At 75.4% G+C, this 22,962-nt stretch carries 24 protein-coding genes; 11 read left to right on the top strand and 13 right to left on the bottom strand.

Annotated elements, in window-relative coordinates:
* Nucleotides 1–13: 13 nt before the first annotated feature.
* Genes O2W17_RS16235 through O2W17_RS16215 form a run of 5 tightly spaced genes read right to left on the bottom strand, consistent with a single transcriptional unit; the run spans nt 14 to nt 5,027 of the window.
* Nucleotides 14–892, bottom strand: a complete 879-nt coding sequence (locus O2W17_RS16235; RefSeq protein WP_269193478.1) for a 3-hydroxyacyl-CoA dehydrogenase family protein — start codon at nt 890–892, stop codon at nt 14–16.
* Between the two features lie 52 nt (nt 893–944).
* A complete protein-coding gene (locus tag O2W17_RS16230; protein WP_269193477.1) occupies nt 945–1,724 on the bottom strand; it encodes an SDR family NAD(P)-dependent oxidoreductase in 780 nt (259 codons plus the stop codon).
* Nucleotides 1,721–2,977 (bottom strand): acyl-CoA dehydrogenase family protein, encoded by a 1,257-nt coding sequence (locus tag O2W17_RS16225; protein WP_269193476.1) that lies wholly within the window; start codon nt 2,975–2,977, stop codon nt 1,721–1,723. The genes O2W17_RS16230 and O2W17_RS16225 overlap by 4 nt, the downstream gene beginning before the upstream one ends.
* Nucleotides 2,974–3,783: an enoyl-CoA hydratase/isomerase family protein gene (locus O2W17_RS16220; RefSeq protein WP_269193475.1), complete on the bottom strand. Its 810-nt coding sequence runs from the start codon at nt 3,781–3,783 to the stop codon at nt 2,974–2,976. The genes O2W17_RS16225 and O2W17_RS16220 overlap by 4 nt, the downstream gene beginning before the upstream one ends.
* Nucleotides 3,780–5,027 (bottom strand): CaiB/BaiF CoA transferase family protein, encoded by a 1,248-nt coding sequence (locus O2W17_RS16215; RefSeq protein ID WP_269193474.1) that lies wholly within the window; start codon nt 5,025–5,027, stop codon nt 3,780–3,782. The genes O2W17_RS16220 and O2W17_RS16215 overlap by 4 nt, the downstream gene beginning before the upstream one ends.
* A 448-nt stretch (nt 5,028–5,475) precedes the next feature.
* Between O2W17_RS16215 and O2W17_RS16210 the strand changes: the two genes are divergently transcribed.
* Together O2W17_RS16210 and O2W17_RS16205 are read left to right on the top strand one after the other, a co-directional pair.
* Entirely contained in the window at nt 5,476–6,816 is a 1,341-nt protein-coding gene (locus O2W17_RS16210; RefSeq protein WP_269193473.1) for an MFS transporter, read from the top strand.
* A gap of 175 nt (nt 6,817–6,991) precedes the next feature.
* The gene (locus O2W17_RS16205; RefSeq protein WP_269193472.1) at nt 6,992–7,708 is read left to right on the top strand and encodes a FadR/GntR family transcriptional regulator; all 717 of its coding nucleotides are present in this window, start codon (nt 6,992–6,994) and stop codon (nt 7,706–7,708) included.
* A 12-nt stretch (nt 7,709–7,720) separates the two neighbouring features.
* On the opposite strand, the gene O2W17_RS16200 is transcribed toward O2W17_RS16205, so the two are convergent.
* Nucleotides 7,721–8,650: a M56 family metallopeptidase gene (locus tag O2W17_RS16200; RefSeq protein ID WP_269193471.1), complete on the bottom strand. Its 930-nt coding sequence runs from the start codon at nt 8,648–8,650 to the stop codon at nt 7,721–7,723.
* A gap of 15 nt (nt 8,651–8,665) precedes the next feature.
* Entirely contained in the window at nt 8,666–9,034 is a 369-nt protein-coding gene (locus O2W17_RS16195; protein WP_269193470.1) for a BlaI/MecI/CopY family transcriptional regulator, read from the bottom strand.
* A gap of 113 nt (nt 9,035–9,147) precedes the next feature.
* Here O2W17_RS16195 and O2W17_RS16190 point away from each other — a divergent pair, with 113 nt between their 5' ends.
* The 4 genes from O2W17_RS16190 to O2W17_RS16175 all read left to right on the top strand — a co-directional run bounded on the left by O2W17_RS16190 (nt 9,148) and on the right by O2W17_RS16175 (nt 15,511).
* Nucleotides 9,148–10,728, top strand: coding sequence for a cytochrome ubiquinol oxidase subunit I (locus tag O2W17_RS16190; RefSeq protein WP_269193469.1), 1,581 nt, complete (start codon nt 9,148–9,150; stop codon nt 10,726–10,728).
* Nucleotides 10,729–10,764: 36 nt separating this feature from the next.
* Nucleotides 10,765–11,808 (top strand): cytochrome d ubiquinol oxidase subunit II, encoded by a 1,044-nt coding sequence (gene cydB, locus O2W17_RS16185; protein WP_269193468.1) that lies wholly within the window; start codon nt 10,765–10,767, stop codon nt 11,806–11,808.
* Nucleotides 11,805–15,161 (top strand): thiol reductant ABC exporter subunit CydC, encoded by a 3,357-nt coding sequence (gene cydC, locus O2W17_RS16180; RefSeq protein ID WP_269193467.1) that lies wholly within the window; start codon nt 11,805–11,807, stop codon nt 15,159–15,161. Before cydB ends, cydC begins: the two co-directional genes overlap by 4 nt.
* A gap of 83 nt (nt 15,162–15,244) precedes the next feature.
* A complete protein-coding gene (locus O2W17_RS16175) occupies nt 15,245–15,511 on the top strand; it encodes a dihydrofolate reductase family protein (RefSeq protein WP_269193466.1) in 267 nt (88 codons plus the stop codon).
* A gap of 10 nt (nt 15,512–15,521) precedes the next feature.
* Here the strand turns inward: O2W17_RS16175 and O2W17_RS16170 are convergent, their stop codons facing one another.
* Nucleotides 15,522–16,151 carry a hypothetical protein gene (locus O2W17_RS16170; RefSeq protein WP_269193465.1) on the bottom strand — a complete coding sequence of 210 codons (630 nt, stop codon included), beginning with the start codon at nt 16,149–16,151 and terminating at the stop codon, nt 15,522–15,524.
* A gap of 19 nt (nt 16,152–16,170) precedes the next feature.
* Between O2W17_RS16170 and O2W17_RS16165 the strand changes: the two genes are divergently transcribed.
* Complete coding sequence (locus tag O2W17_RS16165) at nt 16,171–16,404, top strand: hypothetical protein (protein WP_269193464.1); 234 nt, start codon at nt 16,171–16,173, stop codon at nt 16,402–16,404.
* Between the two features lie 11 nt (nt 16,405–16,415).
* Here the strand turns inward: O2W17_RS16165 and rraA are convergent, their stop codons facing one another.
* Nucleotides 16,416–16,922, bottom strand: a complete 507-nt coding sequence (rraA, locus tag O2W17_RS16160; protein WP_269193463.1) for a ribonuclease E activity regulator RraA — start codon at nt 16,920–16,922, stop codon at nt 16,416–16,418.
* A 76-nt stretch (nt 16,923–16,998) separates the two neighbouring features.
* Between rraA and O2W17_RS16155 the strand changes: the two genes are divergently transcribed.
* Nucleotides 16,999–17,673 (top strand): GntR family transcriptional regulator, encoded by a 675-nt coding sequence (locus O2W17_RS16155; RefSeq protein WP_269193462.1) that lies wholly within the window; start codon nt 16,999–17,001, stop codon nt 17,671–17,673.
* Entirely contained in the window at nt 17,670–18,845 is a 1,176-nt protein-coding gene (locus tag O2W17_RS16150; RefSeq protein ID WP_269193461.1) for an MFS transporter, read from the top strand. The genes O2W17_RS16155 and O2W17_RS16150 overlap by 4 nt, the downstream gene beginning before the upstream one ends.
* On the opposite strand, the gene O2W17_RS16145 is transcribed toward O2W17_RS16150, so the two are convergent.
* The 3 genes from O2W17_RS16145 to O2W17_RS16135 are packed head-to-tail and all read right to left on the bottom strand — an operon-like array spanning nt 18,842 to nt 20,689.
* Nucleotides 18,842–19,918 carry an isocitrate/isopropylmalate dehydrogenase family protein gene (locus O2W17_RS16145; protein WP_269193460.1) on the bottom strand — a complete coding sequence of 359 codons (1,077 nt, stop codon included), beginning with the start codon at nt 19,916–19,918 and terminating at the stop codon, nt 18,842–18,844. The two genes, O2W17_RS16150 and O2W17_RS16145, sit on opposite strands and share 4 nt — an antisense overlap.
* Before the next feature lies 1 nt (nt 19,919).
* Entirely contained in the window at nt 19,920–20,348 is a 429-nt protein-coding gene (locus O2W17_RS16140; protein WP_269193459.1) for a cupin domain-containing protein, read from the bottom strand.
* Entirely contained in the window at nt 20,345–20,689 is a 345-nt protein-coding gene (locus O2W17_RS16135; protein WP_269193458.1) for a putative quinol monooxygenase, read from the bottom strand. The genes O2W17_RS16140 and O2W17_RS16135 overlap by 4 nt, the downstream gene beginning before the upstream one ends.
* Before the next feature lie 50 nt (nt 20,690–20,739).
* Here O2W17_RS16135 and O2W17_RS16130 point away from each other — a divergent pair, with 50 nt between their 5' ends.
* Nucleotides 20,740–21,801, top strand: a complete 1,062-nt coding sequence (locus O2W17_RS16130; protein ID WP_269193457.1) for an Ldh family oxidoreductase — start codon at nt 20,740–20,742, stop codon at nt 21,799–21,801.
* Nucleotides 21,798–22,517 carry a GntR family transcriptional regulator gene (locus O2W17_RS16125; RefSeq protein ID WP_269193456.1) on the top strand — a complete coding sequence of 240 codons (720 nt, stop codon included), beginning with the start codon at nt 21,798–21,800 and terminating at the stop codon, nt 22,515–22,517. The genes O2W17_RS16130 and O2W17_RS16125 overlap by 4 nt, the downstream gene beginning before the upstream one ends.
* Before the next feature lie 15 nt (nt 22,518–22,532).
* Here O2W17_RS16125 and O2W17_RS16120 read toward each other — a convergent pair whose 3' ends face one another.
* Entirely contained in the window at nt 22,533–22,928 is a 396-nt protein-coding gene (locus tag O2W17_RS16120; RefSeq protein ID WP_269193455.1) for a universal stress protein, read from the bottom strand.
* Between the last annotated feature and the right edge of the window lie 34 nt (nt 22,929–22,962).

Raw genomic sequence — 22,962 nt, 5'->3', positions numbered from 1 at the left:
ATCGCTGCGGCCCTCAGGCACCGAAGGCCTTGGTGGTCTCGTAGGTGTAGAAGCCGCGGCCGGTCTTCCGCCCCAGGTCGCCGGCGGCGATCATGCGGTCCACCAGCGGCGGCGGCGCGAACCGCGGCTCGCGCAGCTGCTCGTACAGCCGCATCGACACCGCCTTGTGCACGTCGAGGCCCACCACGTCGAGCAGCTGGAAGGGGCCCATGGGGTGCCGCAGCGCCCCCAGCACCGCCCGGTCGATCGACTCGACGGTGCCCAGCCCCGCCTCCAGGGCCCGGATGCAGTTGTTCTCCCAGGGGATGAGGAAGCGGTTGAGGATGAAGCCGGGCCGGTCCTTGGTGATGACCGTCGTCTTCCCCACGCCGGCGAGGAACTCCAGGGACCGCTTCGTGGCCTCCGACGCGGTGTGCCGGCCCTCCGCCACCTCGACCAGCTTCATCAGCTGCGCCGGGTTGCAGTAGTGCGTGCCGACGACCCGCTCGGGATACCGCGAGCCCGACGCGATGGAGGTGACCGACAGCGTCGAGGTGTTGGTGTGCAGCAGCGCGTCGCGGGACACGATGTCGTCGAGCTCGGCGAAGAGCGTCTTCTTCACCTCGAGGTCCTCGAACACCGCCTCGACGACCACGTCGGCCGGGGCGAGGTCACGCAGCTCGGTGGTGCCCGACAGGTTGGCCAGCGCCGTCCCGAGCTGGTCGTCGGTGAGCTTGCCGAGCGAGGCGCTCCTGCGCAGGAAGCTCTCGACGGTGTCGAGGCCGCGCTGCACGGCGGCGTCGTCGAGGTCACGGAGGATGGTGCGGTGCCCCGCGCGGGCGGCCACGACGGCGATCCCCGCCCCCATCGTGCCGCCGCCGACCACGGCGACGGTGAGCTGGTCCTGGGTCATCGGTCCTTCGTCCTCTTCCTCGCGGGAGCGGTGGTCTGGTGCGGTCGTGCGGTCATCGGGCGGTCTGGCCGCCGTCGACGACGACCACCTCGCCGGTCATGAAGTCCGAGGCAGGGCCGGCCAGCAGCAGCAGCCAGGGGGCCAGTTCGTGCGCCTCCCCCATCCGGCGGGCGGGGACCGCGCGCAGCACCCGGGAGAGCGCCTCGCCGTCGGCCCGCAGGTCCGCGTTCATGTCGGTGGCGAAGTAGCCGGGTGCCAGGGCGTTGACCTGGACCCCGTGGCGGGCCCACTCGACGGCCATCGACCGGGTGAACGCGACGACCGCGGCCTTGGAGGCGCAGTAGGCCGCGTGCCCGGGCACTCCCTTGAACGCGAAGTTCGAGGCGATGTTGACGACCTTGCCCGCGCCCTGGGCGACCATGTGCGCACCGGCGGCGCGGGTGGCCAGGTAGGTGCCGCGGACGTTGGTGTCCAGGACCCGGTCCCAGTCGGCCGGGTCCTGCTCCAGCAGCGGGGTGCTGTCGATGACCCCGGAGTTGTTCACCAGGACGTCGAGCCCGCCGAGCTCGGCGACGGTGGTGTCGACCAGCCGCTGGACGGCGGCGGGGTCGGTGACGTCGGTCGGGACGACCAGCGCCCGCCGTCCCGCGCCCTCGATCTCGGCGGCGACGGACTCCAGCTGGTCGCGGCTGCGGGCGGCCACCGCGACGTCGGCCCCCGCACCGGCCAGCGCCAGCGCCAGCGCGCGGCCGAGCCCGCGGCCGGCGCCGGTGACGACGGCGACCTTGCCGGTCAGGGTCTGCTGCTCCGCGGGCTGCTGGGCGGCGGTCACCGGAGCGCCCCCTTCAGGCGTCCGGCGGTGTCACGGGCGATCAGGAGTCGCTGCACTTCGTTGGTCCCGTCGTAGATCTGGGTCACCTTGGCGTCCCGCAGGTAGCGCTCGATGCCGAGCTCGGACAGGTCGCCGACCCGGCCGAGCACCTTCGTGGCCGCCACGGCGACCTGCCAGCCGATGTCGGTGCAGGTCTGCTTCATCAGCCCGATCGCCCCGCCGGTCGCCCCGCCGGTCCGGTCGACCTCGCGGGCCACGCCGAGGAGGGTGAGCCGGCCGCGGAGGATCGCGCCGCGCAGCTCGGCGAGGACGAACGCCACGTCGGGCGGCAGGTCGGCGCCGTGCACGCGGTGCAGCGCGGCCAGCGCGTGCGCGTAGGCGCCCCTCGCCAGCCCGACGCCCTGCGCGGCGGCGCTGATCCGCGACTTCGTCACCGAGCTGACGACGATCGCCCAGCCCTCGCCCTCCCCGCCGAGGCGGTGCGACACGGGCACCGGCGTCCGGTCGAGGAACAGCTCCGCGGTGGTGGAGCCGTGCATCCCGGTCTTGCTCATGGGCGCACCCCGGGAGAGCCCCGGGGCGTCGCCGTCGACGACGAACGCGGTGATCCCCCGCCGGCCGGCCCGCGGGTCGACGGTGGCGAAGCAGACCACCACGTCGGAGCGGTCGCCGGTGGTGATGAAGGTCTTCGACCCGGTGATCGCGTACCCGGTGGTCCGCCCGTCCGCGTCCGTCTCGGCGACCGCGAGCGTCCGGAGGGCAGAGGCGTCGCTGCCGGCCCCCGGTTCGGTGACGCCGAGGGAGCCGTACCGGCTCCCGTCGACCAGGCCGGGGACGTACTGCCGCGCCAGGTCGGGGCCGCCCGAGTGCAGGATCGGGTACGCGGCGTGCATCTGGGTCATGTAGACCAGGCTCGTGGCCGGGCAGCCCGCCGTGATCTCCTCCATCGCCGCCGCGTAGGCCACCGTGCTGTCCGCGGTCCCGCCGTACTCCTCCGGGACCAGCAGACCGGCCAGGCCGGCCCGGGCGAGCGCCTGGTAGCTGTCGTGGGCGAAGACGTGGTCCCGGTCGCGGGCCCCCGCTCCCGGGGCGACGTGCTCGGCGACCACCTCGCGGGTGCGCGTCCGCACCGCGCGCTCCCGGGGGTCGAGCAGCGCGTCGGCGACCTCCTCGTCCAGCGCGCCGTGCAGGGCGAGGTAGGCGTCCGGCTCGGCGTCGAACAGCGGCGCCCCGCCGGGAGTGGTCCCGGTCATCGCTCCTCCTCCGGACGCGCGGGCAGGTCGTCGAACCGCGGCGGGCGGCGGGCCCGGAAGGCGGCGATGCCCTCGGCCGCCTCGGGGCCGCCGGTGACCAGGCCGGCCAGCGCCGTCTCGAACGCCAGGCCGGTCTCCAGCGGCGCGTCGGCGCCGTGCCGCAGCGCCAGCAGGACCGCCCGCACCGCCCGGGGCCCGCGGGCCGCCACCTGACCGGCCAGCTCCTGCGCCGCCGCCAGCACCTCCTCGACCGGCACCGGTGGCACCGGGGTGAGGCCCAGGGCGTGGGCGCGGTCGGCCGGGATGCGGGCGCCGGTGAGCATGGCGTGCGCCGCCACCGGCTGGCCGACCCTGCGGGCCAGCCGCTGGGTGCCGCCGTAGCCGGGCATGAGCCCGAGCCCGGCCTCGGGCAGGCCGAGCTGGGCGTTGTCGGCGAGGACGGCGAACGTGCACGCCAGCACCAGCTCGAACCCGCCGCCCAGGGCGAGCCCGTTCACGGCGGCGATCACCGGGACCGGGCAGCGCTCCACCCGCCCGACCACCGCCTGGCCGGCGGCGAGGACGTCGTAGGCGTCGTCGGCCGACAGCCCGGCGAGCTCGTCGAGGTCGGCGCCGGCGCTGAAGGCCCGGTGCCCGGTGCCGGTGAGCACGATCGCCCGGACACCCTCGGCCGGGAGCCCGGCGACCGCCTCGTCCAGCTCGCGCAGCACCCGCGCGTTCAGCGCGTTGTGCACCTCGGGCCGGGTGATCCGGAGGGTCGCGACCGGGCCGTCCCGGTCGACCGCGAGGACGGCGGAGCCGCTCACGACACCCTCCTGCCCGCGGTGGCGGCCGGTTCGGCGACCGCGCCGGAGGCGAGGAGCCGGTCGATGGCCGCGGCGTCGAAGCCGGCCTCCCGCAGCACCTCCACCGTGTGCTCGCCCAGCTCGGGGAACCGCTCGTTCCGGGGCTCGGGGATCGACGCCAGCCGGAAGGGGCTGCGCACGCCGTTGAGCACGCCGCCGGACCCGGGGACCGGCAGGATCGCGCCCCGGGCCACCACCTGCGGGTCGGCCGTCACCTCGGCCAGCCCCTGCACCAGGGAGGCCGGCACGCCGGCGTCCGCCAGGACGGCCAGCCACTCGGCCGCCGGCCGTCCCGCGAGCACCCCGGTGATCGCGGTGACCAGCTCTCCCCGGTGCGCCCGCCGCCCGGCGTTGTCGCGGAGCCGGTCGTCGTCGGCGAGGCCGGGGAGGCCGACGGCGGCGCAGAACCGCCGCCAGATCACGTCGTTGCCGATGGCGATGACGATGACCCGGTCGGCCGTGGGGAACGGCTGGTAGACGGCCAGGACCGAGTCGGTCCCGCCGCTGGGGACCGGCTCCGGGTCGCCGGCCAGGTAGGCCGCGACCCGGGGCGCGAGCAGGGCCAGGTCGGAGTCCAGGAGCGAGACGTCGACGAGGTCGCCCCGGCCGGTGGCACGCTGCCGGACGACGGCGGCGGTGACGGCCAGCGCCGCCGCCATGCCGGTCACGATGTCGGACAGCGCCGTCGAGACGCGCTCGGGTGACCCGCCCGCCGGGCCGGTGACCGACATCAGGCCGGACCGGGCCTGGGCGACGAGGTCGTACCCGGGCAGTTCGGCGTCGGGGCCGGTCAGCCCGAGGCCCGACATCGCGCAGTAGACCAGCCGCGGGTGGCGGGCCCGGACCTCGTCCGGGTCCAGCCCGAGGGCCGCGAGCTTGGCGGGGTTGAGGTTCTCGACGAGGACGTCGGCGCCGGCGAGGAGCCGGTGGAGGACGGCGATCCCGTCCGCGGACCGGAGGTCCACCGCGACGCTGCGCTTGTTGCGGTTGGCCGAGGCGAACCAGGCGGACGCGCCGTCGACGCTGGGCGGGCTCCACGAGCGGGCGTCGTCACCGGTGCGCGGGCGCTCCACCTTCACGACGTCGGCGCCGAGGTCGGCGAGGTACATGGAGGCGGTCGGGCCGGCGTAGGACGTCGACATGTCGACCACCCGGAGCCCCTCGAGGGGTGGCGGGGAGCCCGCCCGGCTTCTCGTCGATGGCACTGTTCCGCACCGCCCTCTCGCGTCTCGCGGCCTGCGCCGAAACGTAGGCAGTCGACGCGGCGGGTGTCAATGTCCGACATTTGCGGATCCAGCCGTACCGAGCTCCGGACCCGCCGTCCGGTGCGGCGCACGGGGCCGGAACAGCGCCGTTCACCAGCGGTGACGGGCCCGTCGGCGTGTCGTCGTCCATCCTGCCCGGTTCCGGACGGATCGCAATTCGTGCGGTGACCCTTGACACAGCTGGCTAATGTCCGACATCGTCCCGGCACGCGCTCCCCGGCCGCTCGACCCGGTGGACGGTGCGCGCGGAGCGGAACCCCGGAAGACCCCTCCCCGGCGGCTCGGCCGGCCCCCACCACGGCGGCCCGGCCCTCCCCCGGCGGTGGTCGCCCGGTCCCCGCAGCAGGGTCCGCGCTCGCGGACCTGGCCCTGAGACGGAGGAAGAGGCATGACGACAGCCGCGCAGGCCACCGCCGAGCACGAACGGAACCGCAAGCACGCCCAGCGGGGCGCCTTCTACGGGTTCTACGTGGACATGTTCGACATCTATCTGCCGATCATCGCCCTGGCGCCCGCGATCGGGTACTTCATCTCCCCCGATCTCGACGCGTCCACCACGGCCGTCATCACCGGCATGATCTTCGCCGCGACGCTGGTCGGCCGACCCCTCGGGGCGCTCATCTTCGGCCGCTACGCGGACATGCACGGGCGGAAGAACGCCACCGTCATAGCGGTCGCCGGCTTCGGCATCCTGACGATCGTCGTCGGACTGCTGCCGGGGTACCAGACCTGGGGGATCGGCTCGGTCGTCGTCTTCGTGCTGCTGCGCTTCGTGATCGGCATCTTCGTCGGCGGTGAGTACACCGCGGCCAGCCCGCTGGCGATGGAGTACTCCCCCAAGGAGAAGCGCGGTCTCAACGGTGGCCTGATCATGACCGGCTTCCCGCTCGCCTACGTCTCGGTCGCCGCGATCACGTTCGTCATGCTGCAGATCGCCCCCGCGGGCGACATCGACTCCCCCTACGTGCAGTGGGGCTGGCGCATCCCGTTCTTCATCGGCGGCGCCATGGCCCTGGCCTTCGTCGTCTACTACCTGAAGAGCGTCCGGGAGTCGGAGCTGTTCGAGGGCAGCGGCGGCGGGGGAACGCCGGTCAAGGACCTCTTCACCGGTCAGAACAGGAAGAACTTCATCCAGGTCTTCATCCTGATGACCGGCTTCTGGTTGTCGCTGAACTGCGTGACCGCCATCCTCCCGGGCCTGCTGAGCTCGGAGAGCAACCTGACCCCGACCCAGGTGAGCGTGACCCTGATCGTCGCCTACCTCGTGGTCGCCGTCTGCTACGTGATCGCCGCGGTGGTCAGCCAGCGGACCGGCCGCCGGCCGTTCCTGATGGTGTGGGGCGGGATCGCCGGCATCGGCGGCACCGGGCTCTACGCCCTCTACCTGGCGACGAAGCCGCAGAACCTGTTCGTCGTCATGGTCATGGTCACGCTCATCGCGGTCCTCGTGGTCTCGGTGTGGGGCCTGACGACGGTGTACATCAACGAGCGCTTCCAGACCGGGGTGCGGGCGACCGGCTTCGGGCTCGGCTACAGCCTCGCGGTGGTCATCCCGTCGTTCTACGCCTTCTACCAGTCCGGGCTCGCCGCGGTGATGCCCTTCGAGTGGACGGTGCTGCCGCTGCTGGTGATCGGCTGCGCCTTCATCACGTTCGGGGCGGCGATGGGTCCGGAGACCAAGGACGTCGACTTCGCCGCGGCGGACAAGGAGCCGGCGCTCGACCACTGACGCCGTCGTCCCGACGGCGCCCGCGCAGGAGGGCGGTCCCGGGTCTCGCGACCCGGGGCCGCCCGCGCGCGGACGTATGATCAACAACTTCGAGACGCACACCTCTCCCGCGCCGGGCGCCCGGAACGGGGCAGGCCCGGGCAGACGGGGGGACGCAGTGGCGGGATCCGTCTCGGTGGCCGGCAGCATCGGCAAGAAGGTGCTGCGGCCCCGCGAGCAGGTCGAGGACCAGATCAAGGCGGCCATCCTCTCCGGTTCGCTGCGCCCGGGCGACCGGCTGCCCGGCGAGGTGGAGCTCGCCCGGCAGTTCGCGGTCAGCCGCAGCACCGTGCGGGAGGCCCTGCGGTCGCTGTCCACGCAGGGCCTGATCACCAAGACCCCCGGAGCGGGCGGCGGCAGCTTCGTCCGCAACGTCGACCACTCCACGCTGCGCAGCGCGCTCGTCGACTCCGTGCACCACCTGCTCGCCCTCGGCACGATCGAGTTCGAGGAGGTGGCCCTGGTCCGCCAGCACCTCGAGGTGCCGGCCGTGCGCCTGGCCGCCGTCCACCGCACCGAGGAGGACCTGCAGGAGCTGCGGGACATCGTGGCCCTGCAGAAGTCGATCTCCGTCGAGGACCCCCGGGTGCCCGGGCTCGACGAGCAGTTCCACGGGGCCATCGCCCGGGCCTCCGGCAACCGCGTGCTGGCGTCCTTCGTGAGCGCGCTCCACCTGGAGACCGAGCCGGTGCACTACCTCGACCTCTCCCCCGAGGTGGGCCGGACGACCGTGCGCCAGCACCAGCGGATCGTCCGCGCGCTCGCCGACCGGGATCCCGCGGCCGGCGAGGCGGCGATGATCGAGCACCTCACCTACCTGCGCGAGCACCTGCTGGCCTACCAGCAGCGCTGAGCGCCGGCCCGCTCAGACCACCGCGGGCACCAGCAGCAGCGCCGTCGGCAGGAGCAGCAGCAGGACGGCCGCAGCCAGCGCCCCCCAGCGGGCGGCCGGCGACAGCGGGTCGGGGGGTTCCAGCAGCCGCACGACGCGCGCCCGGACCCCCGCACCCGACACCGCCAGCGCGCCGGTGGGCACTCCCCCGCCCGGACCACCGGCCGCGGCGACGATCGCCTCGGCGAGGGTGCGCCGCGGGGTGGCGCCGTGCAGCGAGGTCAGCGCGACGTCGTCGGCCCGCATCTCGACCAGCTCGCGGACCGCGCCGTGGGCGCGCTCGGCCGCCGGCAGCACCGGCAGCGCGGCCTTCCAGGCCACGAACGGCAGCAGCAGCAGGTGGTGGCGCTCCCCCAGGTGCGCCCGCTCGTGCGCGACGACGGCGGCGAGCTGCTCCTCGTCCAGCTCGGCGACCATCCCCGACGAGAGCACCAGCAGCGGCCGGGCCCCGGGGATGCAGAAGGCGACCGGGGCCGGGTGCTCGAGCAGCCGGGTGTCGGGCTGCGGCGCCGGCTGCACGACCAGCTCCAGCAGCTCCCGGTGCCGGCGCCTGGTGCGGGTGATCCGGACCCAGGACAGCACCAGGACGCCGACCAGCTCGGACGCCAGCACCGCCGCGAGGGTCAGGGCGACCCAGTGGTCACCGCGCACCGGTTCGGTCGCCGAGTGCGCGGTGAGCACCGACCACGCCGCCTCGGGCAGTGAGTGCCCCCACGGCGCCAGGCCGTGCACCAGCAGGGCACCGATGATGGACAGCCCGCCGGCCAGGCCGATCGCCTGCCAGCACAGCAGCGCCACCAGCGGGTCGCGCCCCGGCCAGCGGGCGCGGGCGAGCAGCGCCGGCACCGGCCAGGCCAGCAGCGCGGCGAGGACGGCGAGGAGCGCGGCGGTGGTGGGCAGCACCGGTCGGGACCCGGGTCAGCCCTGCGGAGCGTCGTCGGTGCCGGCGGCGGCCAGCAGGTCGCGCAGCATCCGGGCCTCGTCGGCGTCGACCGCGCCGACGAAGCGGGCCAGCACGGCCTGCCGGTCGGCGGCCTGCCCCAGCACCTCGCGCATCACCTCGGCGGCGTGCTCCTCGCGGCTGGTCCGCGCCGAGAAGCGGCGCGGGCGGGCCTCGTCGTGGACGACGAACCCCTTCTGCTCCAGCCTGCTCAGCACCGTGTGCACGGTGGTCAGCGCGAGCGCCCGGTCGGCCAGCCCGTCGCGCAGCAGGGTCGCCGCCACCGGGCCGTCCGCGGCCCACAGCCGCTCCATGACGGCACGCTCCAGCTCCCCCAGCGAGGCCATCGCTCCCCCTGTCCGGCAGATCACACGCGACTCTTCTACGTGTCGTAGAAAAGGTCTTCTACGAGGCGTAGAAAGGACGTCGTCGATAGTAGACCGCAGAAGGGACCCGGGCCGTGGACGTCCTGGACATCGCACGCTGGCAGTTCGGGATCACCACCGTCTACCACTTCATGATGGTCCCGCTGACGATCGGCCTGGGGATCCTGCTGGTGGTCATGCACACCATGTGGGTGCGCACCGACAACCCCGAGTGGCTTCGGATGACCCGCTTCTGGGGCAAGATCTTCCTGATCAACTTCGTCCTCGGCGTCGCCACCGGGCTGGTCCAGGAGTTCCAGTTCGGGCTGGCCTGGAGCGAGTACTCCCGCTTCGTGGGCGACGTCTTCGGCTCGCTGCTGGCCCTCGAGGCGCTGCTGGCCTTCTTCCTCGAGTCCACCTTCCTCGGCCTGTGGATCTTCGGCTGGGGGCGGATCCCGAAGAAGTTGCACCTGGCCACCCTGTGGGCGGCCGTCATCGGCTCGGTCGTGAGCGCGTACTTCATCATCGCGGCCAACTCCTGGATGCAGCACCCGGTCGGGGTCGTCGCCGACGACGCGACCGGCCGGCCGGTGCAGGTCGACTTCGTCGCCGTGCTGACCAACAACACTGCGCTGGCCGCGTTCACCCACACCATCGTCGCCGCGCTCATGGTCGCCGGCGCCCTGCTGGTCGGCGTCGGGCTCTACCACCTGCGCCGGCGGAAGCTGGCCGGGAAGCCGGCCGACGAGATCGACCACGGGGTGTGGCGCCGCTCGGTCCGGATCGGTGGCTGGGTGTCGCTCGCGGCCTTCGTGCTGGTCGCGGCCACCGGCGACTGGCAGGCCAAGCTGATGTACCACCAGCAGCCGCTGAAGATGAGCTCGGCCGAGGCGCTCTGCGACACCGAGGCGCCGGCGTCGTTCTCGATCTTCGCCTGGAACAAGCTCGGCTCCAACGAGTGCGACGACGTCCACTCGATCACCGTGCCCGGGCTGCTCTCCTTCCTCGCGCACGGCGACTTCACCAGCGAGGTGCCCGGCGTCAACGAGCTCCAGGAGCGCTACTCCGAGGTCTACGGCGCGACCTACCCCGACGACCCGTCGCGCTTCGGCGACCTGGCCGGCGAGCCGGTCGACTACCAGCCGGTGCTCGCGGTCACCTACTGGAGCTTCCGGCTGATGATCGGCATGGGCGCTGTCTCGGCCGGGGTCGCGGCCTACGCGCTGTGGTCGACGCGGCGCGGCCGGGTGCCGACCTCGCGGATCGGCGTGTACGGCTCGCTGGCGGCAGTGGGCGCGCCCTTCGTGGCCAACGCCTCGGGGTGGATCTTCACCGAGATGGGCCGCCAGCCCTTCGTCGTCGTCCCCAACCCCGACGTGCCGGTCGACGAGCAGATCTGGTTCTTCACCGCCCAGGCCGTCTCCCCCGGCGTCTCCGCCGCCGAGGTCTGGACGTCGCTGGGCGCGCTGACCCTCGTCTACGGCGTGCTGGCGGTCATCGAGCTCGGGCTGATCACCAGGTTCATCCGGTCCGGGATCACCGCCGGCGACACCAGCACCACGCCGCCGATCGGCACCGGCGGGGACGACGACCGCCGCGAGGGGCCGGTCGGCGACGCCGGTGGCGCCGGCCGTGGCCGCCGCGCCGACGACGACGTCCTCCAGTTCGCCTACTGACGACCACCCCCACCCGTAGACCCGAGGAATTCCGTCATGGACCTGCAGACCCTGTGGTTCGCCGCCGTCGCCGTGCTGTGGATCGGCTTCCTGCTCCTGGAGGGCTTCGACTTCGGCGTCGCCGCCCTCCTGCCGGTGCTGGGCCGCAGGACCGCCGACCGGCACCTGATGCTGCGCAGCATCGGCCCCCTGTGGGACGGCAACGAGGTGTGGCTGATCACCGCCGCCGGTGCGGTGTTCGCCGCCTTCCCCGGCTGGTACGCCACCTGGCTGCCCGCGCTGTACCTGCCGTTCGTGTTCGTCCTCTTCGGCCTGATCATCCGCGCGGTCGCCTTCGAGTGGCGGCACCAGTCGCACGACCCGCGCTGGGACGGCACCTGGACGCACGTGATCACGGTGGGCTCGCTGATCGCCGCCCTCGGCGTGGGTGCGGCGCTCGGCACGACCACGCTGGGCCTGCCGATCGACGGCGACGGCATCCGGGTGGGTGGCAGCTTCGCCGGCGTGGGCTGGGCGGCGCTGCTCGGCGCGGTCGCGGTGCTCGCCTTCTCGGTGGTGCACGGCGCGCTGTTCCTGGCGCTGAAGACCGACGGCGACGTCCGGCTGCGCGCCCGGGCCCTCGCCCTGCGCTGGTCCCCCGTGGCCGCGCTGCCGCTGCTGGCCTGGGCCGGCTGGGTGCACCTGCGCGCCGGGACGCCGCTCACCGGCGCGCTGTGGGTCGTCGCCGCGCTGGCCGTCCTGGTCACCTGGGCGCGGATCCGGGTCGACCGCGAGGGGCAGGCCTTCGCCGGCTGGGCGGTGCTGCTGGTCAGCTCGGCCGCGACGATCTTCGGGGCCGCCTACCCCGTCGTCGTGCCCTCGACGATCGACCCCGCCTTCGACGTGACCATCGCCGACGCATCGGTCAGCGACTACACGCTGACGGTCATGACCTGGGCGGCCGGCGTCGGGCTGCCGATCGTGCTGGCCTACCAGGCGTGGACCTACTGGGTGTTCCGCCAGCGGCTGACCGCCGAGCCGCAGCACGAGCACGCCCCCGGGGCGGGGCGGGCCCCGGCTCCCGGGGAGGTCCCGGCGTGAGCGGTCCCGCGGCAGGGGCCCCGGCCCGCGCGCGGGGACCCCTCGGGGCGCTGGCCGGCGTCCCCGGACTGCACGGGGCGCTGGTCCGGTCGGCGCTGGCCGCGCTGGTGCAGACCGCCGGCCTGGTCCTGCTCGCCGGGGGCCTGGCGCACGCGGTGGCGCGGGCCACCGGCTTCGCCGAGGGCGCGGTGACCGCACCGCTGGTGCTCGCGGCGGTCGGCGCCGCGGTGCGGGCCGCCGCCGGCACCGTCGGCGAGGCGGTGGCGGCCCGCGACGCCCGCCGCGCCGAGGACGAGCTGCGCCGCCGGCTGCTGGACCGGTTCGCCGCCTCGCCTGCGGCCGTGGCCGCGGCCGGCGGCACCGGCCCGGCGGCGGTGCTGGCCACCACCCGGCTGCACGACCTCGGACCGGCGCTGGCCGGCTACCTGCCGGCGCTGGCGCAGACGCTGGTGGTGCCCCCGGCGCTGCTGGTGGCGCTGGCCGCGACGGACCTGCTGTCGGCCGTCCTGGTCGCGGTCACGCTGCCCCTGGTGCCGGTCTTCATGGTGCTGGTGGGCAGCTACACCCGGGACGCGACCGTCGACTCGGCCCGGGCGCTCGACCGGATCGCCGCGCACGTCGCGGAGCTGGTGCGGGGGCTGCCGGTGCTGGTGGGCCTGGGCCGCGCCGCCGAGCAGGCCGCCGCCCTCGCCGAGCTCGGCGAGACCCACCGCGAGCGCACGCTGGTCACCCTGCGGGTCGCGTTCCTCTCGGCGCTGGTCCTCGAGCTGATCGCCACCCTGTCGGTCGCCCTCGTGGCGGTCACCGTCGGCCTCCGGCTGCTGCACGGCGACCTGGCGCTGGGCCTGGGGCTCACCGCGCTGCTGCTCGCGCCGGAGGCCTTCGCGCCGCTGCGGGCCCTGGGCAGCGCGCACCACGCCGCCGAGGACGCCGCGCTGGCGGCGGCCGAGTCCCGCGCGGTGCTCGCCGCGCCGGTCCCGGTGGTGCCCGCCGGGGCCGGTGCGGACGCCGACCCCCGCGGCGCCGACGTGGTCGTGCAGGGGCTGTCCGTGCGCCACCCCGGTCGCGCGGTGCCCGCCCTGCCCCCCACCGACCTGGCGCTGCGCCCGGGCGACCTGGTCGCGCTCGCCGGTCCCAGCGGATCGGGGAAGTCCACCGTGCTGGCGGCGCTCGCCGGGGGGCTCGCGCCCGGTGCGGTCGCGACCGGCACGATCGCCGGCGTCCCCGCCGGCGCGGTCGCCGTCGTGCCGCAGTTCCCGCGGACGACCGGTCGGACGGTCACCGACGAGCTGCGCCGGCACGCCGGCCCGGGCGCCGGGACCGACGTCGACGTCGCGGGGATCGTGGCCGGGTCGCTGGCCCGCGTCGGGGCCGGCGCGCTGGCCGACCGGGCCCCGGAGGACCTCTCCCCCGGTGAGCTCCAGCGGGTCGCGCTCGCCCGCGCGCTGGTGCGGATCCGCCGCGGGGCCCGGCTGCTGCTGCTCGACGAGCCGACCGCGCACCTCGACGAGGAGGCCGGGGCGCTCGTCGCGGACGTCCTGGCCGGGCTGCGCGGCACGGTCACCACGCTGCTGGTCACGCACGATCCGCGGCTGGCCGCGCTGGCCGACCGCACCGTGACCCTCCCCGCACCCGACCCCACCCGGCACGGGACCCCCGCCGCCGGGAGCCCCCCGCCGCCCCCGAGCTCCCCCGCGACGGCGCACCCCGACGTCCGGGACGCCGGGACGGCGCCGGTCGCGGGAGCGATGCGGCGCGCCGTGCTGGCCGGCACGCTCTCCGCCGGCGCCGGCATCGCGCTGACCGCGGTGTCGGGCTGGCTCATCGTCCGGGCGGCCGAGGCCCCGCCGGTCCTCACCCTGCTGGTCGCCACCGCGGGGGTGCGCGGTTTCGGCGTCGCCCGGGCCGTGCTCCGGTGGCTGGAGCGCATGACCGCGCACGACGCCGCGCTCCGGCTGGCTGCACGCACCCGGGTGCGGGTGTGGCGGGCGCTGGCCGCGCAGGGTCTGGCCGCCGACCGGACCCCGGGCGCCGCGCTGGCCCGCGTCGTCGGCGACATCGGCCTCGTCCAAGACCTCACCGTCCGGGTGCGGCCCCCGGTGCTGGTGGCGGTCGCGGCCCCCACCGCCACCGTGGCCGCCTTCGCGTTCATCGACCTCCTCGCCGCGGGCGCGATCGCCGCGACCCTGGCCGTCACGGCCGGCCTGGTCCTGCTCGCGCACCGCTCCCTAGACGCGGGCGCCGCCCGGACCGCCGGGACGCTGCGGGTCGCGGCGCTGCGCGAGACGGCGGCCGCGCTGGACGGCGCCGCCGACCTGCGCGCGCACGGCCTCGCGGGCCGGACCGCCGCCGACCTCGCCGCCCTGGGGGCCCGCGAGGGTCGCACCGCCACCACCGGCCTGCGGGCCGCGGCGGTGGGCACCGGGCTGGTGGCCCTGGGCACCGGCCTGGCGGCCGTCCTGGGCACGGCCGTGGCCGCGGGCGGCGGGGTGCGCGGACCGGCGCTGGCGGCGCTGGCCCTGGCGCCGCTCGCGCTGGTCGATCCCCTGGCCGGCCTCGTCGGCGCGCTGCAGCGCCGAGGCGCGCTCGCCGACGCGCAGGCCCGCCTCGACGCCGTGCTCACCGCCCCGGTCGCCGCCGACCCGGCCGCGCCGCTGCCCGCACCGGCCGGCATCTCCGCGCTGCGCACCGAGGGGCTGGTCGCCGGCTGGCCGGGCGGGCCCGACGTGCTGCGCGGGGTGGACGCGCGGGCCGGGGCGGGCGAGGGCTGGCTGGTCGTGCGCGGGCCGTCGGGCACGGGCAAGTCCACCTTCCTGGCGGTGCTCATGGCCGCGCTGCGGCCCCGCGGCGGCAGCTACGCGGTCGACGGCGTCCCCACCGACCGCATCGCCGGCGCCGACCTGCGGGCCCGGATGGCCTGGTTGCCGCAGGAGGCGCACGTGTTCGCCTCGTCCATCCGGGCCAACCTGGCGATGGCCGCCCCGCGGGGCGAGCTGGCCGGCCCGGCCGGGGAGGCGCGCATGCGCGCGGCCCTCGCCGCGACCGGGTTGACCGGCCTGCTCGGCACGCTGCCCGCCGGGCTGGACACCCCGGTCGGCGCCGGTGGCACGGCCCTGTCCGGCGGCGAGCGGCGCCGGCTGGCCGCCGCCCGCGCCCTGCTGGCCGACCGGGACGTCGTCCTGCTCGACGAGCCGACCGCCCACCTCGACGCCCCGACCGCCGCGGCCCTGGTGCGCGACCTGCGCGCGGCGCTGGCCGGCCGGGTGGTCGTCTGCGTCACGCACGACGAGCTGGAGCAGCCCGGCGACACCGTGCTGCAGCTGGGCGGAGCAGCGGCCCGCGCCGCCGCCTGAGGGTGTGCTGCGACAGTCCGGCTCTGCCCAGCCGGGCTGGGCAGAGCCGGACTCTCCGGGGAACAGCTCCGGGAGGGGCCACCGTGCACCGGTCCTTCGAGGAGGCGGTGCGCGCGCTGGACGAGGCCGGGTACCGCCGGGTCCACGTCGACGGCGGGCGCACCGGGCACGCCTTCGTCCGCGCCGGCCTGGTCGCCGACCTCACGCTCTCCCGGGTGCCGGTGCTGATCGGGACCGGGCACACGCCGTTCGGCGAGCTGCCGGCCGACATCCCGCTGGAGCACGTGGCCACCCGCTCCTTCGCCGGCGGCATGGTGCAGAGCACCTACCGGGTGCGCCGGGAGCGGTGACCGGTCCCGGTCAGCCGGCCGGGACGTCGACCGGGATCTCCGGCCCGAGGCGGCAGTCCTGCAGCAGCTCGAGGTCGTCGCCGGACCAGAAGCTCCCCGGGTCGTAGGCGGTGAGCGGGCGGTCGTCGGGCAGCAGCCCCATGGCCGTGTAGGTGGCCGCGACCAGCTCGGCGCAGAAGACGGTCTCCGCCGCTGTCCGCCGCCGCAGCCGGCCGTTGACCCAGCCGCGCACGAGCCCGCGGGTGGTCGGGAACGGCCGCCCGTCCAGCCGGGCGACGGTGCGCAGCACGGCGTCCTCCATGGCCGGGGTCACCCCGCCGTCCTCCGCCGGCCCGACCAGCTGGCGCAGCCACGCCCGCTGGCCGTACCGGCCCCGCCAGGTCAGGACGGCGTCGCGCAGGTCGTGCAGCTGGACGCCCCGCTGGTGGGTGCCGCTCCAGGCGTCGGGCAGCGACCGCCCGAGCTCGGCGTGCCACAGCAGCGGCGGCAGGTCCTCCAGGACGACGGCCATGCCGACGTGGTTCACCGGCGCGTTGGTCAGCGCACGGATCGCGCGGTCGGCGAGCGAGGGGCCGCGGAAGACCCAGACGTCACCGGTGCGCGTCAGGTCGACCGCGGCGTCCAGGGAGAGAGCGGGCACGGGCGGCTACGTTACGGAGGTGCGCCTCTGGAAGCTGCTCGGACTGGCCGGCCTCGCGGGAGTCGCCGCCGGCGGTGTGGTGCTCGCCCGCGACGAGCGGCAGCGCCGCGCCTACACCCCCGAGGACGTCCGCGCCCGCCTGCACGAGCGGGCGGCGGCAGCCCCGGACCCGGAGGAGCCGGCGCCGGCGACCGCCGCCGAGCTCACCGCGGGCCGGAAGCACCGGCTGGCCGGGGTCCTGCGCCGCCGCTGACCCGGCCGCGGTCAGCCCGCGGCGGGCGCCTCGGGCAGCACGACGATCCCGTCGCGGTCGGCGCAGAGCCACGCCCCCTCGCGGAAGACCACCCCGGCGAAGGTGACCGGGATGCCGGCCTGACCGGAGTGCAGACCCCGCTGGCTCTTGCGCGGCATCGCGGCGAGCGCCCGCACGCCGAGGTGCTGCCCGGCCAGCTCGTCGGCGTCGCGGATGCAGCCGTGGACGACGATGCCGGCCCAGCCGTTGGACGCCGCGGAGACCGCGAGGTTGCCGCCGACCAGCCCGCACCGGGTCGAGCCGCCGCCGTCGACCACCAGCACCCGCCCCTCGCCCGGGCCCTCGACCGCCTGCTTCACCAGCGTGTTGTCCTCGAAGACCTTCACCGTGGTGACGGGACCGCTGAAGGCGACGACGCCGCCGAAGATCTGGAAGACCGGGTCGCAGACCTGCGCCTCCGGGTGCGCATCGGAGATGTCGGTCGTGGCGGGGCCGGCTGGCGCGTCGCTGGGGGTCATCTGTCACTCGCTCTCGGGTCGGCGGCGTGGAAGCTCCGCCGCTTCGTTATAGCCTATAAGCAGACAGGGGGGGCAGATGAGCGACGCGGTGTACGCGACGAAGAGCGACCTCGCCTACACCCGGGTCCGCGAGCTGATCCTCGCCGGGGAGCTGAAGCCGGGCGAGGTCCTGCCGCAGGCCGCGCTGGCCCGGGCCATCGGGATGAGCACCACCCCGCTGCGCGAGGCGCTCCGGCGGCTGAAGCAGGAGGGCCTGGTCGAGCTCGACGCGCACCGGGACGCCCGGGTGCACCCGCTCGACGCCGACGAGGCCCGCGACCTGCTGGAGCTGCGCCAGACCCTCGACCCGCTGGCCGCCTCGCTCGCCGCGCACCGCCGCACCGCCGACGACCTCAGCGAGGTCGCCGCCGCCCTCGACGGCCTCCAGACGCTGACCAGCTCGCCGTCGGTCGCCGGCCTGGAGAGCCACCACCGCTTCCACGCCGCCATCCACCGCGCCTCGCACAACGCCCTGCTCGTGCAGACGCTGGACGGCATCTGGATGAAGACCGACCGCTACCGGCGGCACGGGCTGGAGGCCGGCCGCACCGACGCGGAGCGCGACGCCCGGGCCACCGAGCACCGGCTGCTGTACGAGGCCGTGCGGGACGGCGACGCCGAGGCCGCCGAGGAGCTGATGCGCCGGCACGTCGAGTCCAGCTCGATCGCCCGGTCGCTCGACCGCCTGGGCGATCCGGGCCGGCCCCGGTGACCGCGCCGGGACGCAGGCTGCTCGCCGTCCTGCTGCTGCACTCGGCGCTGACCCAGGTCATCACCTTCGTCCTGCGGCCGACGTCGGCCTACCGGGCCCTCGAGCTGGACGTGCCGGCTGCCTGGCTGGGCGCGCTCACCGCATCCTTCGCCGTCGTCCCGCTGCTGCTGGCGGTGCCGTCCGGCCAGGCCACCGACCGCTTCGGCGAGCGCCGCGTGATGCTCGTGGGCGCTGTCCTCATGGTGTTCTCCGGTGCCGTCTTCGCGACGGAGCGGGGTGGCGCGGCCGGCCTGGTCCTGGGCAGCGTGGTCCTGGGCACGGGGCACCTGCTCTCGGTCGTCGGCCAGCAGGCCGCCGTCGCCAACACCGCCGGCCCGGGCCGGTTCGACAGCGCGTTCGGCTACTACACGTTCGCGGCGTCGCTGGGGCAGGCCGTCGGACCCGCGCTGATCACGCTGATCGGCGGCGAGGGGGCGCTGCCGGACACCACGCCGATCTTCCGCACCGCGACGGCGCTCGGCGTCGTGCTCCTGGCGTGCACGGCGTTCCTCCGGATGCCCGTCCGCGAGCAGGCCGGGAGCACCGCGGGAACCGGGGGCATGGGGACGCTGCTGCGGCTGCCCGGGCTGCTGCGGGCCCTGCTGGTCAGCTGCGTCGTGCTGGCCGCCGTCGACATCACCCTCGTCTACCTGCCGGCCCTCGGGGCCGACCGCGGGCTGGCCGCCGGGTTCATCGGCCTGCTGCTGACCCTCCGTGCGGTCGCGTCCATGGCCTCGCGGCTGTTCCTCGGGCGGCTGGTGGCCCGGGTGGGCCGGCGCCGGCTGATGGTCGGGAGCGTGGCGCTGTCCGCCGTCTCGATGGCGGTCGTGGCGGCCCCGCTGCCGCCGGCCGCCATGGCGGCGGTGGTCGTCCTGCTCGGCCTGGGCCTGGGGGTCGGTCAGCCGCTCACCATGTCGTGGCTGGCCGAGGTCGCCCCCGCAGGTCTGCGCGGTCGGGCGATGTCCCTGCGGCTCACCGGGAACCGGCTGGGCCAGGTGCTCATCCCCAGCGCGGTCGGGCTGGTGGCCGCGGGGGTCGGCGCGGCCGGGGTCCTGGGGGCCACCGCCGCCGCGCTGGCCGTCGTCGGGGTCGCCGCCCGGCGGCTGGCCGTGGACGGCGGCCGGGGCACCTAGGCCCCGGCGATGCGCTCCACCACCGCGACGGTGAACTCGTCGGTCGAGGCGGTGCCGCCGAGATCGCGGGTCGACACTCCCCCGCGCACGGCCGCGCGGACGCCGTCCTCCACCCGGACCGCCGCGTCGGCCGCCCGCCGGTCGCCGTGCCGGGTGCCCAGCCAGTCCAGCAGCATCCCCGCGGACAGCATCATCGCGACCGGGTTGGCCAGGCCCGTTCCGGCGATGTCCGGCGCGGACCCGTGCGAGGCCTGCGCCATGCAGCGCTCGTCCGAGGCGTTGATCGACGGCGCGGTGCCCAGCGAGCCGGCCAGCTCCCCCGCCAGGTCGGACAGGATGTCGCCGAACATGTTCTCGGCGACCACGACGTCGAAGGACGAAGCGCGGCGCAGCAGGTGCACGGTCATCGCGTCGATGTGGATGTCGTCCACCGCGACGTCGGGGTACCCCTCGGCCACCTCGAGGCAGACCCGCTTGAACAGCCCGGACGTGAGCTGCAGGACGTTGGCCTTGTGCACGATCGTGAGCCGGTTGCGCCGGCGCCGGGCCAGCTCGAACGCCGTCCGGGCGATCCGCTCGATCGCGGTCCGGGTGAAGACCCCGTGGCAGATGGCCACGTCCGCCGTCGGCATGAACTCTCCCGTGCCGGCGTGGGTGTTGCGGTCGGCGTAGAAGCCTTCGGTGTTCTCCCGGACGACGACGAGGTCGGTGTCCGGCGCGATCGCCGTGCCGCCCGCGAAGCCGCGCGCGGGCCGGATGTTGGCGTACAGGTCGAAGCGCTTGCGGATGGCCCCGCTGGGGTTCAGCTGCGACCGGTACGGCTCGGGGTAGGCGGCGCTGTCGTGCGGCCCGAGCAACCAGCCGTCCAGCGCGGCCAGCGCCGCCAGCGTCGCGGCCGGCACGGCGCTGCCGTGCGCGTCGATCGCCGAGGCGCCGAGCGGCAGCTCGTGCCAGTCGACGGGCTGCGCGCCGGCGGCGGCCAGTGCGGCGTCGACGACGCGCACGGCGGCGGGGACGATCTCGGGCCCGATGCCGTCACCGGGCATCACGCCGAGGCGGTAGCGCCCGGTCACGTCAGGCCGGGGTGGCGCCGCGGTCGGCGTCCGAGAGGTGCTCGAACGTCTCGCCGGTGGCGGTGATCGTCCGGGTGACGTCGCGCCCGCCGTAGACCCAGTAGATGGTCATCGAGCCCTTGCCGCGGTTGCGGAAGCAGTGCGGGACGCCGGCGGGCACCCAGGTGGCCTGACCGGCGACGAGGTCGAACTCCTCGTCCCCGACGACCGCGGTCGCCTCGCCCTCGAACACCAGCACGGTCTCCTCGACGTTGTGCGAGTGCAGCGGGATGCCGGTGCCCGGGGAGAACACGGTCATACCGGTGGTCACCCGGTTGCTCGAGCAGTTCCACTTCCCGACGAACGGCAGGGTGACCACGCCGTTGCCGCGGTCGAACCCTTCGATCTCCTCCCTGCGCAGGACCATCGACGGCGGGACGGGCTGGGTCATGACGGCTCCTCGGTGGTGTGGGTGACCAGCAGCCGGCCGGGGGTGTTGGTCTGGCCGGCGAGCACCTGCGCGGCGATCGTGCGCCACTCGGCGAAGTGCGGGGACGCCTTGTGCGCGGCGAACGCGTCCGCGTCGGTGTAGAGCTCGTACAGGACGAAGCGGTTCTCGTCGCCCTCGACCGAGCACACGTCGAACCGCAGGCACCCCGGCTCGTCGCGCACCGACGCTTCGGCGTTCGCGCTCATCCCGGCCAGGAACTGCTCGCGCCGGCCCGGCTGCACCTCCATCTGGACCACCAGGCTGAACATCGCCGTCCCCTCGAAGCTGTCGCCGTTCTGCATACCTGCTGTATACATCATGTAGTACGCCAGAGACGAGACGAGGTCCTGTCATGACGGAGCAGCGGATCGCACCGGACACCCTGCGGGCCCTGGGGGTCGAGATCCTCGCCGCCCTCGGCGTCCCCCCGGCCGACGGGGCGATCGTGGCCGACAGCCTGGTCCAGGCCGACCTGTGGGGTCACCAGTCGCACGGCCTCCTGCGCCTCCCCTGGTACGCGGCCCGGCTGCGGTCCGGCGCCATGCGGGCGGTCACCGATCCCGCCGTCCTGTCCGACACCGGCCCCCTCGTGCTGCTCGACGGCCGGGACGGCATCGGCCAGGTGCTGGCCGAGCGCGCCCGCCTGCTGGCCGTGGAGCGGGCCCGGACCCACGGCGTCGGGGTGGTGGGCGTGCGCGACTCCAACCACTTCGGCACCGCCATGTACTTCACCCGCCGGGCGGCCAGCGAGGGCTTCGTCGCCGTCCTCACCACCAACGCCAGCCCGGCGATGGCGCCGTGGGGCGGCCGCGAGAAGCGGCTGGGCACGAACCCGTGGTCGATCGCCGCGCCGGGGCCCGACGGCGGGGTCGTGGCCGTCGACATCGCGAACACCGCGGTCGCACGGGGGAAGATCCACCTGGCCGGGAACCGCGGCGAGCCGATCCCGGAGTCGTGGGCGCTCGCCCCCGACGGGCGGCCGACGACCGATCCGGCCGAGGGGGTGCTCGGCGTGCTCCTCCCGATGGCCGGCCACAAGGGATACGCGATCAGCTTCCTGATGGACGTGCTGTCGGGCGCCCTGACCGGCAGCGCCGTCGGCACCGGGGTGCACGGCCCCTACGAGGCGGCCGAGCGCAGCCGCTGCGGCCACCTCTTCCTCGTCCTCGACCCGGACGCCTTCGGGGACCGCGCCGGCTACGAGGCCCGCGTGCGGCAGCTCGTCGACGAGGTGAAGGCCGTGCCGCTGGCGCAGGGGTTCGACGAGGTGTTCCACCCGGGGGAGGTGGAGGACCGTGCGGAGGCGGTGAACCTCGCGGCCGGTGGGGTGCTCCTCGCCGAGCAGTCGCTGGCCGACCTCCGCGCGCTCGCGGCGGACGTCGGGGTGCCGTTCCCGGCAGAGGAGGTGCGATGACCACCGCACCCGGCGGACGGGAGCCGGCGAGCGACGTCAGCAAGGCCGACCTCGTCCACCGCCGTCTCAAGGAGGAGATCGAGCTCGGCGAGCTGGCCCCGGGCACCCCCCTGTCCGAGCTCGCGCTCGTCGACCGCATGGGCGCCTCCCGGACGCCGGTGCGGGAGGCGCTGCGCCGGCTGGCCGGCGAGGGGCTGGTGGAGCTGGCGCCGCGGCAGGGAGCGCGGGTCTCGCGGGTGTCCCTGCAGAGCGTCCGCGACCTGTTCGACTTCCGCGCGCTGCTCGAGCCCGCGGCGATCCGCCAGGCGACGGAGGCCGCGGCCGGCGCTCCCGAGCTGCGCCGCGCCTTCGCCGCCATGCGCACCGGGTTCGCCCGCCTCCAGCGCCGCGCGCCCTCCCCGGCGCGCTCCCGCGCCTTCTACGAGCTGGCCGACCGGTTCGACTGGGCGGTCATCGGCGCCACCCGCAACGAGCACCTCCGGCGCACGATCGCCGAGCTGCGGCCGCACACCGCCCGGCTGCGCAACCTGTCGCACATCGACCCGCAGCGCGTGGAGGTGTCCGTCGTCGAGCACCTGCGGATGTGCGACGGGCTCCTGGCCGGCGACGGCGACGAGGCCGCCGCGGCGGTCACCGAGCACCTGGCGCAGAGCCTGCGCACCATCTTCGGCAACCTCGCCCGCGCGCCGGGCGCCGCGCTCGACCTGCTGGGCTGAGCCGGCGACGCCCGGTCAGCGGGCCGCCTTCACCGCCAGCACCGGGCAGTTCGCGTCGAGCAGGATCCGCTGCGCCTGGCTGCCGGTGATCAGCTTCCCCGTCGGCGACCGGCGCCGCAGACCGATCACGATGAGGCTGGCCTTGACCCGGTCCGCCGCCTCGACGACCTCCTCGGCCGCCTCGTGACCCCGCACCTTCTGGTCGATCTCGTAGACGACGCCGGTGGCGTCCAGCCGCTCGCGCAGCGCGGCCACCTGCTCCTCCGGCAGGAACCGGTTGTCGACGTAGGCGTCGCCGCGCGAGGTGTTGACGACGTGCAGCGGCTGCTGGCGGAGGCCCGCCTCGGCGACCGCGGCCGACAGCGCCGCCTCGCCCTCGGGGGTGGGGACGTAGCCCACGACGATGGTCATGTGGTCAGCATCACCCCCCGGCGGCGGCGACGTC

It is taken from the genome of Blastococcus sp. VKM Ac-2987 (assembly GCF_026967805.1).
Taxonomy (GTDB): Bacteria; Actinomycetota; Actinomycetes; order Mycobacteriales; family Geodermatophilaceae; genus Blastococcus.
This window is presented reverse-complemented; position numbering and strand designations above follow the sequence as displayed.

Bases quoted from the DNA above. Each gene is read 5' to 3' on its own strand.
- O2W17_RS16125 (WP_269193456.1), top strand. From the start codon at position 21,798: ATGACCACCGCACCCGGCGGACGGGAGCCGGCGAGCGACGTCAGCAAG.
- O2W17_RS16225 (WP_269193476.1), bottom strand. From the start codon at position 2,977: ATGACCGGGACCACTCCCGGCGGGGCGCCGCTGTTCGACGCCGAGCCG.
- O2W17_RS16235 (WP_269193478.1), bottom strand. From the start codon at position 892: ATGACCCAGGACCAGCTCACCGTCGCCGTGGTCGGCGGCGGCACGATG.
- O2W17_RS16130 (WP_269193457.1), top strand. From the start codon at position 20,740: ATGACGGAGCAGCGGATCGCACCGGACACCCTGCGGGCCCTGGGGGTC.
- rraA (WP_269193463.1), bottom strand. From the start codon at position 16,922: ATGACCCCCAGCGACGCGCCAGCCGGCCCCGCCACGACCGACATCTCC.
- O2W17_RS16155 (WP_269193462.1), top strand. From the start codon at position 16,999: ATGAGCGACGCGGTGTACGCGACGAAGAGCGACCTCGCCTACACCCGG.
- O2W17_RS16210 (WP_269193473.1), top strand. From the start codon at position 5,476: ATGACGACAGCCGCGCAGGCCACCGCCGAGCACGAACGGAACCGCAAG.
- O2W17_RS16195 (WP_269193470.1), bottom strand. From the start codon at position 9,034: ATGGCCTCGCTGGGGGAGCTGGAGCGTGCCGTCATGGAGCGGCTGTGG.
- O2W17_RS16120 (WP_269193455.1), bottom strand. From the start codon at position 22,928: ATGACCATCGTCGTGGGCTACGTCCCCACCCCCGAGGGCGAGGCGGCG.
- cydB (WP_269193468.1), top strand. From the start codon at position 10,765: ATGGACCTGCAGACCCTGTGGTTCGCCGCCGTCGCCGTGCTGTGGATC.
- O2W17_RS16140 (WP_269193459.1), bottom strand. From the start codon at position 20,348: ATGACCCAGCCCGTCCCGCCGTCGATGGTCCTGCGCAGGGAGGAGATC.
- O2W17_RS16135 (WP_269193458.1), bottom strand. From the start codon at position 20,689: ATGCAGAACGGCGACAGCTTCGAGGGGACGGCGATGTTCAGCCTGGTG.